Genomic DNA, 18,725 nt, shown 5'->3' with positions numbered 1-18,725 from the left:
ACATCATGAAAAAAAATAAAAAAGATATGTTGGACCAAGACATTTCTTTTCGACTGCATCAGGAAAAGAAATATGTGACTGATCCTGAAGAAAAGAAAGAGTCGACTGGCAAAGCAACAAATATTATTATTTCAGTGGCAATTGCCGTCGTCGTTCTAATTGGCATTCTTTATCCACTTTTACGAATCCTTTAAACATTTGATCAGTTAAATCGCATCAGACAACTCGGGGGACTTGTTGATTTAACTGGTCTTTTTATTATCGTATCTTAAATTAATGGGGAGCATGATAACTATGAAGAAATGGATCACTGATATTATTCAACCGACAACACGAGACGCCACTCGCCAAGCTAAAGCTGATATTGCTCAGATTGCTAAAAAAATGGGTTATCAGATTAGTAATATTTTCCGCTATAACGATGCCGGTGAAAGCGACCAAGCCTTAAGCTCCCGCATTGACGGTATTACGGCGGCAATTGCACCAGGAGATCTCTTAGTTTACCAATACCCGTCACTTAATAGTGCTCGCTTTGAAACCCGCTTTATTGAATTAATGCATGTGCGCAATGTTAAAGTGATTTGTCTGATCCATGATGTCCTTACTTTGCGCAATCAGCCAGACACGGCCGTTTTTCTTGATGAGATTGCCTACTTTAACAGTTGTGACGTCCTGATTGTTCATAATCAACGAATGGCTGCCAAGCTACAGGAACTTGGGGTCACGACTAAAATGGTTTATCAGCAATTACTGGATTACCTTGATGACAATCATGATGACAGTCGTTACACTATTTCGCCAGCTAACTTTCAACGCGGCGCTGTGATTGCGGGGAATATCTTAAAATCCGACTATTTAAGTCAGTGGCACTATCAAACCCCAATTACTGTCTTTGGTGTCAGTGACGCGGCGACCACTGAAGAATTGCAAGCAAACCCACAAGTTAATTATTTAGGCAGCCGTCCACGTTGGGACTTAATTCAAGAACTACCACAAACATTTGGGTTGGCCTGGGACAGTAACACCCCAGAATTCCGTTATCGCGATTATACTCAGTACAATCATCCCCATAAGGTTTCGATGTATCTCGCCCATGGTTTACCAGTCATCGTTTGGCGGCAAGCCGCCGTGGCTGAGCTGATTGTTCAAAATCATTTAGGCATTGCCATTGATAATTTAGACCAATTGGATCATGTGCTCGCCGCACTCAGTGACCAACAAATCGCCACAATGTTAACGAACGTTAGTCACTTCGGCCAATTACTGCGTGACGGCTGGTTCACGCGTCAAGGGCTGCAAGCTGCCGAACAAGCCCTAATTTTTCCAGCGTTTAAACTTAATTAACCGCTGTCAACAACGTTGGATTTTTCAGTAGCATCCGCTTTTAAATCAATCAAAAATTAACAAGGAGCAATTTATGCCTGCTTATTTAATTCACCTCAACAATACCAGTGAACATGGCTATCCTGCTTGGGATATTGGTGCCGTTGGCAAGTGCCATCATGATCGCGAACTATTTGCCCAACAAATTGGGATTAATTTAATTAAAGGCTTTCGCTATCGCTGGGACGACGAACCTCACGATGTTTTAAGTGCCCGGCTAGATGGTCTACTGGGTGGCTTGAAAAAAGACGATTTGGTTTTCGTTCATTGGCCATTTTCAAGCTTTCAATCTCAGAACTGGTGTCAAATGTTGATTGATCGAATTCATCAATTTGGAGCCAGCCTGATTTTTATCATTGATGATATTGCTAGTTGGCGAGATCTTCCAGCCTTACCAGCGACTTTAACAGCCGCTGAATTAGCCAGCTATCGGCAAACAATGCCTTATACGCTAGAAATACACTTTTTGAGTCAGGCAGATGGCTTGATCGTCCACTCAGAAAATATGGCCACCAGACTGCAACAACAAGCTCAACTAACCAAGACACCACTGACACCTAACATTGCGATTTATGGTCCTAGTGGCTACGCCTGCGAATACTTCCAACCACGCCGCGAATTAGGCCAAGGTTTAGATTATGCTGGTGCTTTTCTGAAGGCCCAGTTTTTAAGTCAATTACCGGCTGATTTCAAAATTAATGCCTATGGTGACGATTCGGACCAACTCAAGTTGCGTGATCACGCCAATGTCACCTTGTATCCCCATGCTGATCCAGAAGCGATTGCCCAAGAACTTAAAGGTTCCTTTGGTTTGGTTTGGGATTCAACTAGTTATCCGCAAGTAACTGGACGATTAGGCGAATACGAGCAGTACAATACCCCGGCGAAATTTCCAATGTATTTAGCAGCCGACGAACCAGTTGTCATCTGGTCCAAATCCCCATTGGCCGCTTTTGTTGAAAAGAATGGTCTGGGCTTGACTATTGATACACTGGATCAGTTGCCCGGAAAAATTGCGGCCTTGAACAACCAGCAATACACAGAAATGCTCAACAACGTCCAACATATCAGTGGCCTAATTCGCAATGGTTATTATTTGAAAAAGGCCTATCTCGATGTTATCGGTATGATCAAGGATCACGCTTACCAGCCACAATAAATATCGAAAAATAATTCTTCCGTCCGCGATCGCAGCCTAATTTAGCAAATCCCAACGGACATGCAATAGCCTAACCAGGTTCCCATAGGACAATTGCGGCCACTTAACGACAACAGGCTGTGACATAAGTCTTTTCTTCAAAAACAAAATGAACATTAGCTGCTGAAACGTGTTCTCAAAAGGCAGCCGGTTCCGCTTAACGACAAAAACAACGAACAATTCGTCTGAGGAATTGTTCGTTGTTTTTCGTGTTTACTCACCGGCTAACCGCCTTTTGTCACACTCTGTTATATTAGTATTAGCTAGCAAGTAACCTTCAGTGCGCTAGCTTAATTATGATCAACGCCCCAAAAATTTATTTTCTGGACAGGTTCACCCATTAATGCATAAAAAATTGATCATCAGTTTAGCGATTCTAATTATTTGCCTAGGTGGCGGTTATTACTGGTACCACCATTTAACTAACGCTGCCCCATCAGATCACGCTACCATCGCCACTGGTCAACTTCGCGACACGACTTTCTCGTTAGTGGCTAGTGCCGAGAATTCGACTACGAATTATCATCGGCAGTACGCTTACATCGAAGATATTGGCGATGGTCGTGGCTACACCGCTGATATTATTGGCTTTACCACCGCGACTGGTGATTTACGGCAAGTGGTGCAACGTTATCAGAAGTTACGCCCAGGTAATTCGTTAACCGTTTTTCTCCCAGCTTTGAAAAAGGTACAGGGATCGGCTAGCCATCGGGGTTTGGGTCGGAAATTTGTAAAGGCTTGGCAACAGGCGGCCCAGGACAAGCGTTTCGTTCAAGCTCAAAATGATATCTTGAATCAACAATACTTGCAGCCCGCTTTAACCGCCGCAAAAACCGACGGGCTCGGACCTTTAGGGCAATACATTTACTACGACGCTTTAGTTGTCCATGGCCCAGGCTCAGACGCCAGTAGTTTCGGTGGGATTCGTCGGCAGGCAAAACAGCACGCCCGCACACCTAGCCAAGGTGGCTCCCAGACAACCTACTTAGAAACTTTCCTGAAGTGTCGGTCCAAAATCATGCGGCAAGAAACCGCCCATCAAGACTTATCCCGAATTAAAACTCAGCAACAATTTATTCGGCAAAAGAAATTCAATCTACAGCGGCCTTTGTCGTGGACAATGTACGGCGACCATTATCACTTAAAATAATCAAGGAGTTTCATTATGAAAACTTATCAAGTTTACCAAGTTGACGCCTTTACAACGACTCGTTTCACTGGTAATCCAGCTGGCGTTGTAACCGCCGCCGATGATTTAACGACTGCGCAAATGCAACAAATTGCCCGGGAACTGAACAATTCAGAGACGGCTTTTATTTGCCAACCTACTGATTCCAAGGCTGACTTACGACTGCGCTTTTTTACACCGACGGTTGAAGTGCCCTTCTGTGGTCATGCGACCATTGCCGCGCAGTATATCAACGCTCGTGAACACCACTTGACCACCCAGACTTTACAGCAACAAACGCAACTGGCTACTTTGCCAGTAATGGTTGACCACGAGTTGGACGACTATCGCATCACCATGACCTTAGGCGCAATCAAAGTTCAACCGCCACTGCCCCAAGCTAACCAAACTGAAATTCTGCTCGCTTTGGGCCTGACTACCGATCAATTAAATCCCGCTTGTCCGATTGCCATCGCCATTGCTGGTGCCGGTAAAGTCATGATTGGTGTTAAAGACCAGACGATTCTCAACCAACTGCAACCTGACCTGACTCAATTACGACAAATCAGCCAGAAAATTGGCGGTTTTGGCTACTATGTATTTACAATCACGCCTGAAACTGAGGTATTAATTCATGGCCGCATGTTTAATCCTGCAGCTGGCATTAACGAAGATCCTGTTACCGGCAATGCTAATGGGCCACTAGGTGCTTACCTCGTTCACTATCAGCTCGCCCCAACACTGGTTAATAATCACGAATTTACTTTTACTGCCAGCCAAGGTGAACAAATGCAGCGCCCAGGTTTTCTCCAAGTTCGCGTCCAACTAACCGCCGGCCAACCAACCCAAGTGCAAGTCACTGGTCAAGCCGTCGTTGCGTTCAAAACCACGATTGAGTTGTAATTAATCATTGCACTCTTCAACACCTAACTATTGACAAGCGGCCTGTCCACCGCCTACTATTAGAAGTAATTGATTGTTAACTACAATCTTATCTCATTCATCGCAATGAACTGCGATAAAAGGAAATTGGACATGTTATTATTTATTCTCATCGTTATCTACGCGCTATTAACCGAAACGGTTATTACTTTGCCATCATTGAAAAAGAACCTGAAAGTTAAGCATCTGAATTACTATATCATTGCTTATTTGGTTCTTGGCGCTATTTTAATTATTAGCACCTTCATTGCGCCACCAATGAAGCAGCACTATTTACCATTTATCGTAATCTTTTTTGTAATTGTTGGTGGTTTTGGCTTCTATCGCTATGAACGTTAGTCCCGCCATTTTAATATTTTAAACGCAAGCTCTGAACACCGTGATCACGTTATTCAGAGTTTTAATTTTGGCCAAATTACCTGTGCATTTAAAACAATCACGCTTTCAGGGCCATAATATCGGCAATTTAAAGTTACGCTGAAGCCACTCAACAGCTAGTACTACCTCCGCTGATATGATATGCTAGGAATATAAAGTTCAGCTAATCACTATATCATTAAGGCGGTGGGTCGATGTCGTCAAAAAAACGCCAAATCCTAGGTGTTAGTCTATTCATTTTCTTCAGTATCTTAGTGCTGGCCCAATTAATTGCTGCAATTCGGCAAACAAGTTCCCTGGAACAAGTCAACTGGTCCTTAGTTGGTCCGTTCATCGGTATGGCCTTGGTTATGCGACTATTTTCTTGGAAACATCCCTGGCAGCAGCATCAATTACTCCAACGACGGATAAGATCAATTGGCATCGTCCTCACCGAAATAATCTTCGTCAGCATTGCCATCACGGCAGTCCTGATGTTCTTGCAATCTTGGTTAACACCAACTTTAACCGACGCTAATTTTTATGAACCGCTCATGTATCATTTACTAGGCGCTTTCATCGTATTAGAAGTACTTTTTGATCCCCGCCTAAAATTTGGGCACCGCTGGTTAAAATAATCACGCCAGTCATCTTAATTGTGCAACTGCTGTTCAAAGCGGTTGCATTATTTTTTTACGCTAAAACTATTAAAATATGCTTTAGTGCTATACTGGTAATACGACAAATTTTAGAGGTGTGTTTTTGGCAAAATTAGCAGCTATTGCAGCATATAAAACGAAATTAGGTTACTCAAACAATACCGACCAAATCTTATTCGTTCAATCTAATGAATGGTCTGGTTGGGGCGCCATCGGTATTAGCGCCGCGGCTTTAGCAAACGCACTTTACTACTTAAGCTTTGAAGATAACGGGCTGCTGTTCATGCAAATTGATTTAACTTATCAATTCAAGGACGTTAACCAATTTATCCCCTACCACGAAATCTCTAGTTTAGTCATGAAAAAAGAGAAATTTCATTTATTAAATTCCAATGGTCATTCACCAATTGCTAATGCGCGCCTTTGCCTTGGTGATGCTGATAACAACATTATGGAATTCTCAGCTCAGAAATTCTTGGGCCTGCCGAATGCTGGTTGGGTGCACACCAATTACAAGCATGTTAAGGCGATGATCGACAACAATGAATTCCCAATTGCTAGTCATTAATCAGCTTAGTAAGTGCTGGACACCTGACAATCAATAAACGACCATCTTAAAATACCACTCAGTTCGCAGAGAATTGAGTGGTATTTTAAGACGCTGAAAAATTTACCAACCGGTTAAACAAGCTGGCCAGTAACTTGCATTAAATCAACTGATATTCCAAGGAAACATATTCTGAGGCGGCCTTGTTTGAGAAATATTCTCCCAAGTTTAGCACCCAAAGATCATCTTTAATTGCTAAGCCTTGTTTTTTTAAATAGGCTTGCATTTGGCTTAAGCCGGTTTCGATGCCGGTTAAATCATTGGTCGTAGTAATCGTCACGTAACTTCCGGCCGGCCGCGTTAAGGTGGTGACCGCCGTTTTTTTGGCGCTGGTTTTGGCCTTAATAATACAGAACACCGCCTCGGCATAACCTTCAGGCTGACAATCTGGTAGCTGGGTCAGAAATCCAGATGGCTGCTTATCAATTAATTTCAGCAAGCCAACTTTTTGATAAAAATCTTGATACAACCGACTAATTTCTTCATCAGTACAATTGACCGACTGCACTGAACGCCAAAAAGTTTGTTGCGGACGAGTGGCAATAATCGGTTGTTGAAGCGCTAAATCTGTGGCGCTCTGTGGTGCTTGGGCTCGTTTGACCAGCAGCTTCTTTAACGTGGTCAGATTTCTAACTTGATCATCAATTTCGGTTAAGGTTTGTTGCAACTGCTGGTCAAGATCGGCCTGCTGATCATGTTGCAGCAACGATTTAATCTCGGCCACACCTAAACCCAACTTGCGCAGGGCCAAAATAAAACTTAATTCATAAAGTTGGTCATAGTCATAATAGCGATAGCCATTTTCAGCGATTTTTTTCGGCTTGAACAAATTTGCTTCGTCATAAAATAATAAAGTTCGACGGGTAGTACCTGCTAGATCAGCAAACTTACGAATAGTTAACATTTTTTTAGCCTCTTCCTTGACCTGTACGTTACGGGACAGTTTACACTATATTTATCAGTTAAACAAACAGATTATTAATTGGAGGTCATTATTTATGAAAGCAGTTGTGATTAATCAACCAGGAGATTCAAGCGTCTTAAACATCGTCGAGCGGCCAATTCCCGTTCCTGATAAAACTCATTCAGTTATGAAGATTCATGCGTTTGGCGTTCACCGTTATGAAGTATTAACTCGTGCTGGTGGTTCACCAGATGTTAAATTCCCCCGCGTCATCGGTGTTGAAGCCGTTGGTGAAGTTTATGCCACTGATCCTGCTTCAGGTTTAAAAGTTGGTCAACGGGTCTTCACCATCAATGGCGGTTTTGGCCGCGCATTTGATGGTAGCGAACAAGAATATGCTTTGTTACCTAACGATCGGTTCTTCAGTGCTGATTATGATGGGGATTGGGTTAAATTTGCTCAATATCCAGAAACTTTCTACACAGCCTTTGGTTCTTTGAAAACTTTGAAGTTGCAAGCTGGTCAAGAATTATTAATCCGTGGCGGTACAACTTCAGTTGGTTTAGCCATGTTGAAATTGGCCAAAGCTGAAGGTTTGAAAGTCACAGCCACCACGCGGAAGCCAGAACGTTTACAACAATTATTAGATTTTGGTGCTGACCACGCTATTTTAGATACCAACAATGAATTACAAACTGATCATAATTATGATGGCATCGTTGATATGGTCGGAACAGTTTCTTTGAGCAATTCATTGCAGCATTTAAACGTTGGTGCCACTTGTTGTATGATGGGACTTTTGGCTGGCGAATGGGTCTTGAAGGAATTCTCACCGTTCGATTTAGTCGACAAGTATTTAACGACTTTTGGTTCCGATGATGTGGATCAAGATTTGGTTGACGAGATGTTCACTTTAATCAACGATCATCAGATTGAAATTCCGATCACCAAAGTTTTTCCATTATCTGAAATTGCGGCTGCTCAAGATTTTGTCATGCAAAATCCAAGCATGGGCGAAGTCATCGTCAGCAACGATTTGTAAGATTTGAATTTCAACTAGTTTTGAGCAGAATGGCGGACAACTCCGTTGCGGCCGGCGGGTTGTGGAACGCTGCCGACATTGATTTGAGCTTATTGCTGACGCAACAATCTCAAATACAAGTCTTCTTCTAACTGCTAAAGCAGCAAGAAGAATTTGGCGGCTGACAACCCGGCGGCCTCCACTGCGTTTTGAGTTAATTTAGCTCACTTTAGGTTTGACTGATATCAAGGCAATACTAGTGAGGCTGACGCCAATCGCCCAGCAACCACCTGTGAAAACTAACGGAATTGATCACCACTAATGGGAAAAACAAATTGCAATAAACTAATGAGCTCGTTTGACAACTTTTCTGGATAAAACCAGAGGCATGTCAAACGAGCTTTTTGATTTGTTATTCAGTTATCGTTGCAATTCAAATCAAGTTGATTAATTTCACTACACTTGCCTTAAGCACTAACAAAGATGACGTGCACCACCTCAACTCCAGACGGAATGGAGGGATCTTGTCGTCAGCCGCCAAATTATTGTTGGTGCTTTAGCACTTACAATAAGACCTGTATTGAAGACTTTTGAAAAAAGGCTTCAATCAGCGTCGGCCGCGTTCCACAACCAGCAAGCTCGCAATGGCGTCAGAACCAATTCTGTTTCAACACCATACTAAGATCTTTTCGGTTTTGATTTTGGATTGCCTCTCATCACTAGCGAAAAAACTAGACTAGCTTAGGAGCAAAAGCATTGTGTAACCAATTGCGATGTTATATCTTGACAGTTAATAACTAGTAATTGATAAGGGGGAACAATCATGACAACAAACTTTCCAAAAATTGCCTTAGGCGCCTGGGCTTGGGGCGATCACGATGATTACTTTGGCAATACAGCTAGCGAGGCTGATTTCAAACCGGTTTATGAAACAGCGCTCAGCAATAATTTGAATTTATGGGATACAGCTTATGCTTACAGTGCTGGCGCTTCCGAATTGATTCTGGGGAATTTGATGAAGGAAACACCGCGCGATCAGCTTTATATTTCAACTAAATTCACCCCACGGATGGCTGACGATCGGCCCAATCCTGTTGAAGACATGTTGATTGGCAGTCTTGAGCGTTTGAAAACCGATTACGTGGATTTGTATTGGATCCACAACGATACTGACGTTGAGAAATGGACGCCAATGTTAATTCCGCTCGTTAAAAGTGGCCGCGTTAAACGCGTAGGTGTGTCTAACCATACCCTTTCGGAAATTAAGCGGGTCCAAGAAATTTTGGCAGCTGTCGACATTAAATTAGCCGCTGTGCAAAATCATTATAGCCTGCTTGATCGTACTTCTGAACAAGCTGGTATTCTGGATTATTGCCAACAAAACGACATTACTTTTTACGCATATATGGTGCTTGAACAAGGGGCGCTAACTGGTAAATATAATGCCGCAAATCCATTCCCAGCTGGCAGCGCCCGGGCCAATAAATATAACGGCAAATTAGCTAGCCTATTCGATATCACTGAAAAATTAGCTGAGATTGGCCACAAACATCGTTTAAGTGCTGCACAAACAGCGATGGCTTGGGCAATGACTAAAGGGACGCGCCCAATCATTGGTGTGACTAAGCCTGAACAAGTCAGTGAAGTGGCCACGGTCGTCGATGAGACGCTGACGCCTGATGAAGTAACGGACCTAGAAGCAATTGCTGACCAAACTGATTTCAACACGGTGCGCGAATGGGAACCGGCCAATATGAGTAAGTAATTTAAAATCATTAACAGTATTAAATAACTCAAAAATAACCTGATTGCCAGTTTCTAACTGGTCAATCAGGTTATTCATTTTCAGGCATTGGCCTGTGCTCACTCATGGCGGGCCATTTTTTAAATTAAACATAATGAACGCCGATGATGCCAATGAACATCAAAACTAAACCTAGCACACGCCAAACTGTTAGTCGTTTGGTGCCTGACTGGAACCAGCCAAATTGATCAATCAAGGCGCTAAATAGTAACTGACCAAATAAAGCAATGATCACTACTTGCCCAGTTCCCAAACGCGGGACTAGCCAAGCACTGGTGGTGACATAAGCGGCCCCTAATAGCCCGCCTAACCAAATCCACCAATAGCTGCCACCAGCCTGAATTGCGCCACGAATTTTAGCAAGCGGCGTCCAAGTCATCACCACGATGATCAACAGCAAGCAAGTGCCAACCACGAAAGAAACTAACGCGGCATGTACCGATGAATTTAAAATTACGCCTAAATGACCATTAATTGCCGTTTGCATGGCTAATAAGGCCCCGGAAATAACCCCGAGACAACGCCATGGCCATAATTTTGTCGTCGTTAGTGCCAGCTCGCCGCGATGAAACAAGCCATTTGTCAGCAACATGCCAATCGTCACTGCGGCGAGGCCGATTATTTTCAACCAAGTTAATTGAATTTGTGGTGAATTAAATAACCCGAAGCGATCAATGATCACCCCAGTAATAATTTCACCAAAAATTGGTAGCACAGCGGTTTGAACGCTGCCTAATTTAGGGAATAATAATAAGTTACTGGTCAAGGCAATCACGCCCAGCAAGCCACCAAGCCAAACCCACCAAGGATAAATCACGATGACTTGTAAGGAAATAAATGGGTTGATCCCAGTTGCGAGGGTCACTATGAATAAGAAGACTGTTCCTAAGGCAAATGAAATGGCCGAGGCTAAATAAGGCGACCTGACAAACGTTCGTAATTTCGCATTGACGGCCGTTTGCATCGCCAAGCCGCAACCGATGAGAATTGGTATTAAAGATAGACCCGACACAATGATCACTCCTAGTCGCTATAAAATGGCGGTTAACTTCTGTATGACTGAGCTTAGCAGGTATAACTTGGTGGTAACAGCATTTAACATTGGCCAGAATTAATTTCTTGCCTAGACAAACTATTTGCCAATTAAATTGACTGCAACCATTTCTAGGACGTACGATGTGGCAGAACTGCGTGTTATAATGAAGGCTGATTAGGGGGAGACCAATGTCAATTTACGAACGATTTGTGGCAAATACGAAATTAAGGCGAATGATTGTCTTATTAACGTTAGTACTGATTCTCTGGCTGTCACGCAGCGTGATGAGTCTGATTCTACTAACTTTTATTTTTTCATTTCTAGTAACCCGCGCGATTAACTTCTTCCGCCGGTTTGGCCAGGTAAAGGCTTGGCTGATTGTCGCGCCGATTTATATTCTGATTGTGGTGGGCTTGCTGTACGTCATCATCCACTACATTCCCAGCATTGCTAAACAAACGGTGCACCTCTATGATCTAGTCGTCAAATTCTATAACAGTAAAGAATACGACAATAGCGCCACCATTCAGTGGGTGCTGAAACTAGTCAACGAAACGAATCTGAAAACACAATTGCAGTCAGGTATCACCACGATTTTGGAATACGCGGGCAGCATTACCGCAATGGGCGTGACTGTTCTGCTTTCACTGATTTTGAGTTTCTTCTTCACTGTTGGCATTGATGAATTAAAAGACTTTGGCAATACCTTCCTCACTTCACCATTTGGTTGGTTCTTCGCTGATTTGAAATTCTTTGCTGACAAATTTATCAATACTTTCGGGGTCGTTATTGAAGCCCAGATTTTTATTGCCATCGTCAATACTGTGATTACCACGATTACGTTGATTTTCCTTAAGATGCCTAACATCCCCGGTCTCTCAGCAATGGTCTTCTTACTGTCAATGATTCCCGTAGCGGGGGCGATTATTTCAGTCGTTCCTTTATCGATCGTGGCTTACACCGTTGATGGCTTCCGCGGGATTGCCACCATTGTGATCATGATTATTGTGATCCATGCGCTGGAAGCTTACGTGCTGAATCCGAAGTTCATGAGCAGCCGCACGAAATTACCGGTCTTCTTCACCTTCGTCGTTTTATTAGTCGGCGAGAAACTGTTCGGCACTTGGGGCTTGATCATCGGTATTCCCGTCTTCACCTTCTTGTTAGATATTATCGGTGTGAAAAAAATTGAGTCGGCACCTAAGCCGCCAGTGTCTGAACAGCAATCTGATAATTGACCAACAATTCCCTTAATTCGTCTGAACAAAAATCTTCATTTAATCAAGCAAAATAAACGCTGATTCACCAACCAAGTAGTGATACAATCGTTGGTCTATCAGCGTTTTTTAGTGCTGTCAAAAATTAAATTTTAAGAAAATCATAAATAAATATTATTAACTGTATTCGCTTTCAATTCATTATATAATCAAGCTGTCAAAAACTTATAAGCTGTCTGTTTGAATTGTTGCTAGGTTCATTGAAATTATTGGGGTAACTTCAATGACTTGATTATTGAGAGGGGAACATCATGAAATCAACTTACTACCAACCAAGGTCAACTAAGACCACTCGCCGTTATTTGCTGTGTTCAAGTGTGCTCGCCGTATTATTAACAGCACCACTAGTTGGCCACAGTCCTGTTCAGGCTGCAACCACGTCGTCTGCCACGAATACCAAGACGACGATGATCGCACCAACTGCTGATCAAGCCGTTACTTTTGCCGACGCCAATTTAGCTAAAGCCGTCCAAAAAAGTTTTGGCAACGCCGATCAGCCGGTTACCATGGCCATGATCAAGAATTATACTGGCAAGACGCTGACGATTACCACTGACAGCAACACGCCAATTACTTCTTTAGCTGGCTTAGAAGCGCTCCAGTATTTGCCGAGCACCACTTTAATTGATGCTTCGTTTTATTTCAGCTTGAGCTTTGGTCAAAACGGACTCACGCCACCTGACTTAACCCCTTTAAGCAATTTAAAATTTAAAAAGTTAAACTTGCTGACGCCTTACATTAGTCGGCTTGATTTAAGTCCGTTAATGAAAATCGACGCGACCAATATTGAATACCTAACTTTAGGGCCCGCCGAATCCGACTATCGCCAGGCTAATTGGTATGGCATGACTAATGCCCAACTAAAGGCGATTGCGCCTTGGCTGATTGCCATTGCTAACAACCATTTTGGCGATAATCATAATGCATCTAACTGGCAACAAATTGTTTTGCGCTATAATTGTTTAACTGATTTTAGCCCCTTAGCGCCGATCACTAATCGCAATAGTAATACGCAAATCCTGGCTTATGGCCAACTTTATTTGAACGACGATCCCGTTACCGCCACTGCTGGCGAACCAGTCACTTTTACCGCTGATGAAACTAAAGGCATTGATGGCGAAACGCTGTACCCCAAGAACCTTTACACGATTGCGGCCGGCAACACTTGGACGCCGGTGACCAGTCACGGTGATGGCTCGTTTACGATCGCTCAGCCCGGGGTGGCGACTATTAATGGCAAGCAATATATTCTTTATCGTCAATTAGGCTACCCGACCGCCGACTATACCGTCAAAAATTACCAAACTGACGGCGTTCCCGGTAATGTTAACCTGGAGCTGCTGACTGATGCCCTGGTTTACCGACGCGTGGTAGCACCGGCCAAAGAAACAACGATCACCGTCAATTATCTCGATGACACAACTGGTCAAACACTTCATCAGGAAGCTTTGGTTGGTAAGTCAGGGACAACCAGTGATTATCAAACCGCAGCGCTGATTCAGCAATATCTTGCTGCTGGTTACGAGTTAGTCAATGATGAATATCCAACGTCTGGTGCAACTTTTAGCGATGAAGATCAAACTTTTAACATTCATCTGAAACATCAACTGCAACCAATCACTGCGACTAAAAATGTGCAACAAACCATTCATTATCAATATCAAGATGGCCGTTTAGCCGCACCAACAGTTCAAGACCAGCTCACTTTTACGCGAACCGGTCAAAAAGATTTAGTCACTCAGACTAGTAGCTGGCAAGATTGGCAGGCAGTGACGGGCACCGAATTCACGGCCAAAATTTCACCACAAATCAAGGGCTACACCGCTGATCAACCAACGGTGGCCGCCGTGCCTAATTTAACCGCCGCCAGTGCTGACGTGACCACTGTGGTAACCTACCATGCTGATGCCGTTAAACCCACCGTGCCTAAGCCAACGCCCGACCCACAACCAGAGCCGGCGCAACCACTGCCCACACCAATTGCAACGCCAAACCACGTAAGCCCCGCAGCCGGCCAACAAGCCAAAATAGCCTTGCCTAAAACTGGCGAACGTACCACTACCCAATCATTAGCCAGTGTGCTAGGTGTGCTAATTTTAGCCACTCTTGGCCTCAGCGCTTTTTGGTGGCAGCGCAAGCGTAAGCAGTAGTTTTTCAGGGCAAATAAGAATTTTCCATAAAAATACCGAACGATTCGTCAAAGAATTGTTCGGTATTTTTGGCGAGAATTTCAGCCACGACTTAAAAAGTCTGCTATCGGTTTTAAGACCGAGTCAAAACTCGACCTTATACCCATTCACTTTTCCGTAAAAGTCATTTAAACTTTAAACTAATGAAACTAATCAAGTTAGATATTGTTGGCGAGTCGCTGCCAAAACCGACCGCAACATCAGCTAGCAACTAGCTTGATATAATACGATAACAAATGAATTGGGCGTGAGATCATGAAGAAAATTATTTTAGGGCTGCTGACTTTAGTCTTAGCAGTAGGTGTTTTTATTGGTGGGCAACGGTATTATCGGCAAACTTATCAAGGCGAACCAGCCTACGCGATCATTACCGAAGTCCCGGCAAAACAGCCGACCAAGAGTGATGATGGCCAAGTTCAAGCCGGACTTTACTCCTATGTTTACGATTTAGACTGGGTGCTCACTAATGGCAACCACCGCAAAGTCAGCTATGAACTTAGCAGTGAAAATCCGCGGCCCTTTGCAGTGGGTAAATATGTGAAGGCTGAGATCAGCGAGAAGCGCGTTATCAAAGGGCCCAGTCAAGTCGACGATACCCAAGTACCTACAGCCGTCAAACAAGCGCTACAATAATCAATGATTAGTGATCCATAGAGATTTTAAAGTGGGGAGGAATTTCATGTTAACTTTACAACCAATTACTGCTGCCGCCTTTCAAAGTTGGCAACAACAAGCCATTAAGGCTTATGCTCAAGACAAAGTCACGGCTGGTACTTGGCCAGCCGCAACGGCCCTAACTCAAGCCCAAGCTGAGTATCAGCGACTTTTGCCAGCTGGCCGCGAAACTACTGACGAATTAATCTGGACGATTTATCATGAGCAACAAGCTGTTGGCACGCTTTGGGTACACTGGGATCAAACGGCTCAGAGTTTCTTTATTTACGACATTATCATCCAACCGGAATTCCAAAATCAAGGTTTCGGCCAAGCCACCTTGCAAGCCTTAAACCAAGTCGCGGCCAAAAAGCAGGTTCAGCGAATTAGCCTGCACGTGTTCGCCAGCAATCAACGAGCCTACTACGTTTATCAAAAAATGGGCTTTGTGCCGACGGATATTTCGATGACCAAATATATCAAGCCAGCATCGGCAGACTAACCGCATTTTGCGAGCTAACTTTTTAACTTTGGTAAATCCTCTGGGGCCACAAAAAATTTGACCGTCCCCGTTTCTAAATCAACCTTCGCTTGAACTGGCACATCTGGTGGAAAAACCTTAGTTGGCGCAGGCACTAGACATAGTCCCTTCGTAAAACTGGTTTGCGTTTTGAAAATTTTCTCCATATTAACATCAGCTTTCTTAAATAACTTGATTCAACTGTAAGCATAGTTGATTCAAGCTATTTTTTGTGCTGCGCAAATGATTATTGCTGGATTTTTTTCAATAAATATTGATGATTTGATTGAAATTGAAGCTGATTTTTTTGCAAATTTCCGCTTGCGAGGATTTTTTTCGACGCGTATCATTGACTATTGATTAAAGTGTAGCCGGAGTGGCAGTGATCTATGTCCACTACTTCTCACAACTTATTCTGTTTAGGCAAACCATTTTTGGCGAGAGACCTCACAGAAACGGAGGTTTTCTCATGGATGAATTATTTGAAAAAGCACCAATTCCTAAAGTTTATATGCAACTAGCCTTGCCAGTAGTGCTGGGGATGGTGGCAGCGATGGTTTACAACTTAGCCGACACTTTCTTCGTGGCCCAAACTGGCAATGCTGATTTGGTTGCCGGGATTGCATTAGGCAGCCCCTTGTTTACGTTTATGTTAGCCATCGGCGATATTTTCGGTTTAGGTGGCAGCGCCGTGATTTCGCGGGTGTTAGGCAAACACGATTACGCCGAAAGTGCGCAAATCAGTAGTTTTTGTTTTTACATTGCGATTGGCTTGAGCCTAATTTTGACCGTTTTATTATTGGTCTTTGAAACGCCGATTCTCCATTTATTAGGTGCTACCAAAGCCACCCAGCCTTATTTAGCCGATTTTTACCGGATTTTAGTTCTGGGCTCAACTTTCATTATTGTTTCGCTGGTTCCTGGCAATATTATTCGAACTGAAGGCTTGGCCAAGCTGTCGATGATTGCCACCCTTAGTGGGACCGTGCTGACCATTATTCTCGATCCCATTTTTCTCTTTGTTTGCCATTGGGGCGCTAGTGGCGTGGCTTTTGCCAACGTGCTCGGCTATGTCGTCAACACGAGCTTACTGGTGATTTTCATGCGGCGAGCGAAGACCCTCTCCCTCGCGCCCAAAGTTGCCCACGTTTCCGGCACAACTTTCCGCGATATTATCGGCGTCGGCATCCCGGCATCGCTAACTAATTTGGCCCAAACTTTCGGAATGATGGTGCTGAATAGTTATTTGGCTGCTTATGGTGCGCAAGCTGTGGCCGCCATGGGGATTGTTCAGAAGATTTATTCAATTGTGATGATGGTCATGATCGGCTTTGCTTTTGGCGCCCAACCTTTAATCGGTTATAATTTCGGTGCTAAAAATTGGCCGCGTCTGAAAGCAATTTTACGTTATGATATGAAAATTGAAGCTGGCTATGCTTTTATTTGCGCCTTGATTTTAATCATTTTCGCACCACAATTGATCAAATTATTTATGGCTCAAAAGGCCATTGTGGCGATGGGCACCTTGATGTTGCGGGCCATGCTATTTACCACACCACTGGTCGGTTTGATTCTGGTGTTCACCACCGTTTTTCAATCCGTTGGTGCCTCAATGAGCGCCTTGGTCATGGCCCTGTCCCGGCAAGCGGTGATTTTTGCGATTGCCATTGTCGTCTTAGCCCAATTATTCGGCATGAACGGCATTATCTGGGCCCAAGCTGTTGCTGACGGTCTGACCTTCGTCATTGGCTGGTTGCTTTATCGCAAAGTGCGCCAGCAGGAAGTCTAGCTTTGAGGAAATTGTAAGAAATCAATCAGTATAATTGAATCGTTGAACAAAAAGCCAGTTGGAAAACCTCACATTAACTACGGAGGATTTGCCAACTGGCTTTCGTATTTGAATCAAGGTGAGTCTTGATTGAATGCAGTGCTATTCAGTAGCATCACTCAGCTCGAGAAACTGTTGTTTTAATTCCTGAACAAAATCTTCATCTAAAGGTTCCTGTTTCTGATAATCCGCACCATGAGCCGGTGAAATTGGTTGATATAACGTCGTCACGTCTGGAATCAAAGGCTGATTGTTGAACGACTTTTTACCACCAATAGGAACTTCACTCTCTATTGTGCCTAACGTTAAGGTCACAACCGTTTTCTTACGGCCAATAAATTGCGATTTATTGATACTAGTTCGTCCCGTGGATTCGCGACCAATTATTTTAACTAATGGATTACGTTTTAGAGCAATAATTGCGACTTCTGCTGCACTTGCAGTTCGTTTATCCATAATGACTAATACTTTTTTGTCCAGCCGTTTGTTAACAGGTACAACTGATTCCTTAAGATCAAGAACACCACCAGTAATCTGATCATTCGTTAGTTTCACCGACCAAGATTTTCCCTGATTATCAATTTCTTGCCAAAGACTGCCATTGGGTATTAACGCGGCTAACCCACCAATCATGTCAATGTCAATCCCACCGATATTATTGGCAAAATTAAGCACAATTACTGGTTGTTCACTGACCTGATCGACTGTTTGCTGTAAATCCTGTTGGTACTTTTTTCTTTTATCCGCATGTATTGAATAGAAAGCCGGCACATTAACAACTTTTATCCCTGATACTTTAGTAATCGTCGGGAATTGAATATTTTCTATTTCCTGAACTGATTTAACTGCATTGGAATGGGGATTGCCGACATATAACATCTGATTGAGTTCACGAACTGTCTTAATTTTGGCACCATAATCAGTTTTTCGAATAAGCTCCTGCCACTGTGCTTTATTCTCGATAATTCCGTGAGCGTCCATTTTTTTGATTGCCTGCGGAGCACCAATGCTGTTTGCCACCTCGGCTTGAGAGTCTGGCGAATGACTTGTTGTCTCGGCCGCCTTACAACCAGTTAAAAGAACCACTGTTAGAACTAGTAACATGACAGATAGAACCTTGCTGAACATGGCTAAAAGCGCTTGACGTTGATTTTGTTCAACCATTACAATTCATCTCC

General features: G+C 43.4%; 19 protein-coding genes. 15 read left to right on the top strand and 4 right to left on the bottom strand.

Features of this window, described 5'->3' with window-relative positions; all coding sequences use genetic code 11:
- The first annotated feature begins 5 nt into the window (after positions 1-5).
- The 8 genes from asp4 to EKM82_RS09820 all read left to right on the top strand — a co-directional run bounded on the left by asp4 (position 6) and on the right by EKM82_RS09820 (position 6,275).
- On the top strand, positions 6-194 hold the full coding sequence (asp4, locus tag EKM82_RS09855; protein WP_125768740.1) for an accessory Sec system protein Asp4: 189 nt from the start codon (positions 6-8) through the stop codon (positions 192-194).
- 100 nt (positions 195-294) lie between these two features.
- Positions 295-1,344: a sugar transferase gene (locus EKM82_RS09850; RefSeq protein ID WP_125768737.1), complete on the top strand. Its 1,050-nt coding sequence runs from the start codon at positions 295-297 to the stop codon at positions 1,342-1,344.
- Between the two features lie 73 nt (positions 1,345-1,417).
- Positions 1,418-2,542 carry a glycosyltransferase gene (locus EKM82_RS09845; RefSeq protein WP_125768734.1) on the top strand — a complete coding sequence of 375 codons (1,125 nt, stop codon included), beginning with the start codon at positions 1,418-1,420 and terminating at the stop codon, positions 2,540-2,542.
- A 382-nt stretch (positions 2,543-2,924) separates the two neighbouring features.
- On the top strand, positions 2,925-3,731 hold the full coding sequence (locus tag EKM82_RS09840; RefSeq protein WP_125768731.1) for a chitosanase: 807 nt from the start codon (positions 2,925-2,927) through the stop codon (positions 3,729-3,731).
- A gap of 15 nt (positions 3,732-3,746) precedes the next feature.
- Entirely contained in the window at positions 3,747-4,652 is a 906-nt protein-coding gene (locus EKM82_RS09835; RefSeq protein WP_125768728.1) for a PhzF family isomerase, read from the top strand.
- 132 nt (positions 4,653-4,784) lie between these two features.
- Entirely contained in the window at positions 4,785-5,030 is a 246-nt protein-coding gene (locus tag EKM82_RS09830; protein ID WP_125768725.1) for a hypothetical protein, read from the top strand.
- A 233-nt stretch (positions 5,031-5,263) separates the two neighbouring features.
- Positions 5,264-5,686, top strand: a complete 423-nt coding sequence (locus EKM82_RS09825; protein WP_125768722.1) for a hypothetical protein — start codon at positions 5,264-5,266, stop codon at positions 5,684-5,686.
- Between the two features lie 124 nt (positions 5,687-5,810).
- Positions 5,811-6,275 (top strand): hypothetical protein, encoded by a 465-nt coding sequence (locus EKM82_RS09820; protein WP_125768719.1) that lies wholly within the window; start codon positions 5,811-5,813, stop codon positions 6,273-6,275.
- A 139-nt stretch (positions 6,276-6,414) separates the two neighbouring features.
- Here EKM82_RS09820 and EKM82_RS09815 read toward each other — a convergent pair whose 3' ends face one another.
- Complete coding sequence (locus EKM82_RS09815) at positions 6,415-7,218, bottom strand: MerR family transcriptional regulator (RefSeq protein ID WP_125768716.1); 804 nt, start codon at positions 7,216-7,218, stop codon at positions 6,415-6,417.
- A 94-nt stretch (positions 7,219-7,312) separates the two neighbouring features.
- Here EKM82_RS09815 and EKM82_RS09810 point away from each other — a divergent pair, with 94 nt between their 5' ends.
- Together EKM82_RS09810 and EKM82_RS09805 are read left to right on the top strand one after the other, a co-directional pair.
- Positions 7,313-8,260: a zinc-binding dehydrogenase gene (locus tag EKM82_RS09810; protein WP_125768713.1), complete on the top strand. Its 948-nt coding sequence runs from the start codon at positions 7,313-7,315 to the stop codon at positions 8,258-8,260.
- A gap of 802 nt (positions 8,261-9,062) precedes the next feature.
- Positions 9,063-10,004, top strand: coding sequence for an aldo/keto reductase (locus EKM82_RS09805; RefSeq protein ID WP_125768710.1), 942 nt, complete (start codon positions 9,063-9,065; stop codon positions 10,002-10,004).
- A 124-nt stretch (positions 10,005-10,128) separates the two neighbouring features.
- Here EKM82_RS09805 and EKM82_RS09800 read toward each other — a convergent pair whose 3' ends face one another.
- Positions 10,129-11,055: a DMT family transporter gene (locus EKM82_RS09800; RefSeq protein WP_125768707.1), complete on the bottom strand. Its 927-nt coding sequence runs from the start codon at positions 11,053-11,055 to the stop codon at positions 10,129-10,131.
- Positions 11,056-11,267: 212 nt separating this feature from the next.
- On the opposite strand from EKM82_RS09800, the gene EKM82_RS09795 reads away from it, so the two are divergent.
- The 4 genes from EKM82_RS09795 to EKM82_RS09780 all read left to right on the top strand — a co-directional run bounded on the left by EKM82_RS09795 (position 11,268) and on the right by EKM82_RS09780 (position 15,701).
- On the top strand, positions 11,268-12,317 hold the full coding sequence (locus tag EKM82_RS09795) for an AI-2E family transporter (RefSeq protein ID WP_125768704.1): 1,050 nt from the start codon (positions 11,268-11,270) through the stop codon (positions 12,315-12,317).
- 290 nt (positions 12,318-12,607) lie between these two features.
- Positions 12,608-14,506, top strand: a complete 1,899-nt coding sequence (locus EKM82_RS09790) for a mucin-binding protein (RefSeq protein WP_125768702.1) — start codon at positions 12,608-12,610, stop codon at positions 14,504-14,506.
- Between the two features lie 294 nt (positions 14,507-14,800).
- Positions 14,801-15,178, top strand: a complete 378-nt coding sequence (locus EKM82_RS09785) for a YxeA family protein (protein WP_125768699.1) — start codon at positions 14,801-14,803, stop codon at positions 15,176-15,178.
- A 46-nt stretch (positions 15,179-15,224) separates the two neighbouring features.
- A complete protein-coding gene (locus EKM82_RS09780) occupies positions 15,225-15,701 on the top strand; it encodes a GNAT family N-acetyltransferase (RefSeq protein ID WP_125768696.1) in 477 nt (158 codons plus the stop codon).
- A 14-nt stretch (positions 15,702-15,715) separates the two neighbouring features.
- On the opposite strand, the gene EKM82_RS11625 is transcribed toward EKM82_RS09780, so the two are convergent.
- Positions 15,716-15,886, bottom strand: coding sequence for a hypothetical protein (locus EKM82_RS11625; RefSeq protein ID WP_164508228.1), 171 nt, complete (start codon positions 15,884-15,886; stop codon positions 15,716-15,718).
- Between the two features lie 302 nt (positions 15,887-16,188).
- Between EKM82_RS11625 and EKM82_RS09775 the strand changes: the two genes are divergently transcribed.
- The gene (locus tag EKM82_RS09775; protein ID WP_125768693.1) at positions 16,189-17,508 is read left to right on the top strand and encodes an MATE family efflux transporter; all 1,320 of its coding nucleotides are present in this window, start codon (positions 16,189-16,191) and stop codon (positions 17,506-17,508) included.
- A gap of 141 nt (positions 17,509-17,649) precedes the next feature.
- On the opposite strand, the gene EKM82_RS09770 is transcribed toward EKM82_RS09775, so the two are convergent.
- Positions 17,650-18,711 (bottom strand): S41 family peptidase, encoded by a 1,062-nt coding sequence (locus EKM82_RS09770; RefSeq protein WP_125768690.1) that lies wholly within the window; start codon positions 18,709-18,711, stop codon positions 17,650-17,652.
- Positions 18,712-18,725: the final 14 nt, after the last annotated feature.

Source organism: Lapidilactobacillus wuchangensis (assembly GCF_003946645.1).
Lineage (GTDB): Bacteria > Bacillota > Bacilli > Lactobacillales > Lactobacillaceae > Lapidilactobacillus > Lapidilactobacillus wuchangensis.
This window is presented reverse-complemented; position numbering and strand designations above follow the sequence as displayed.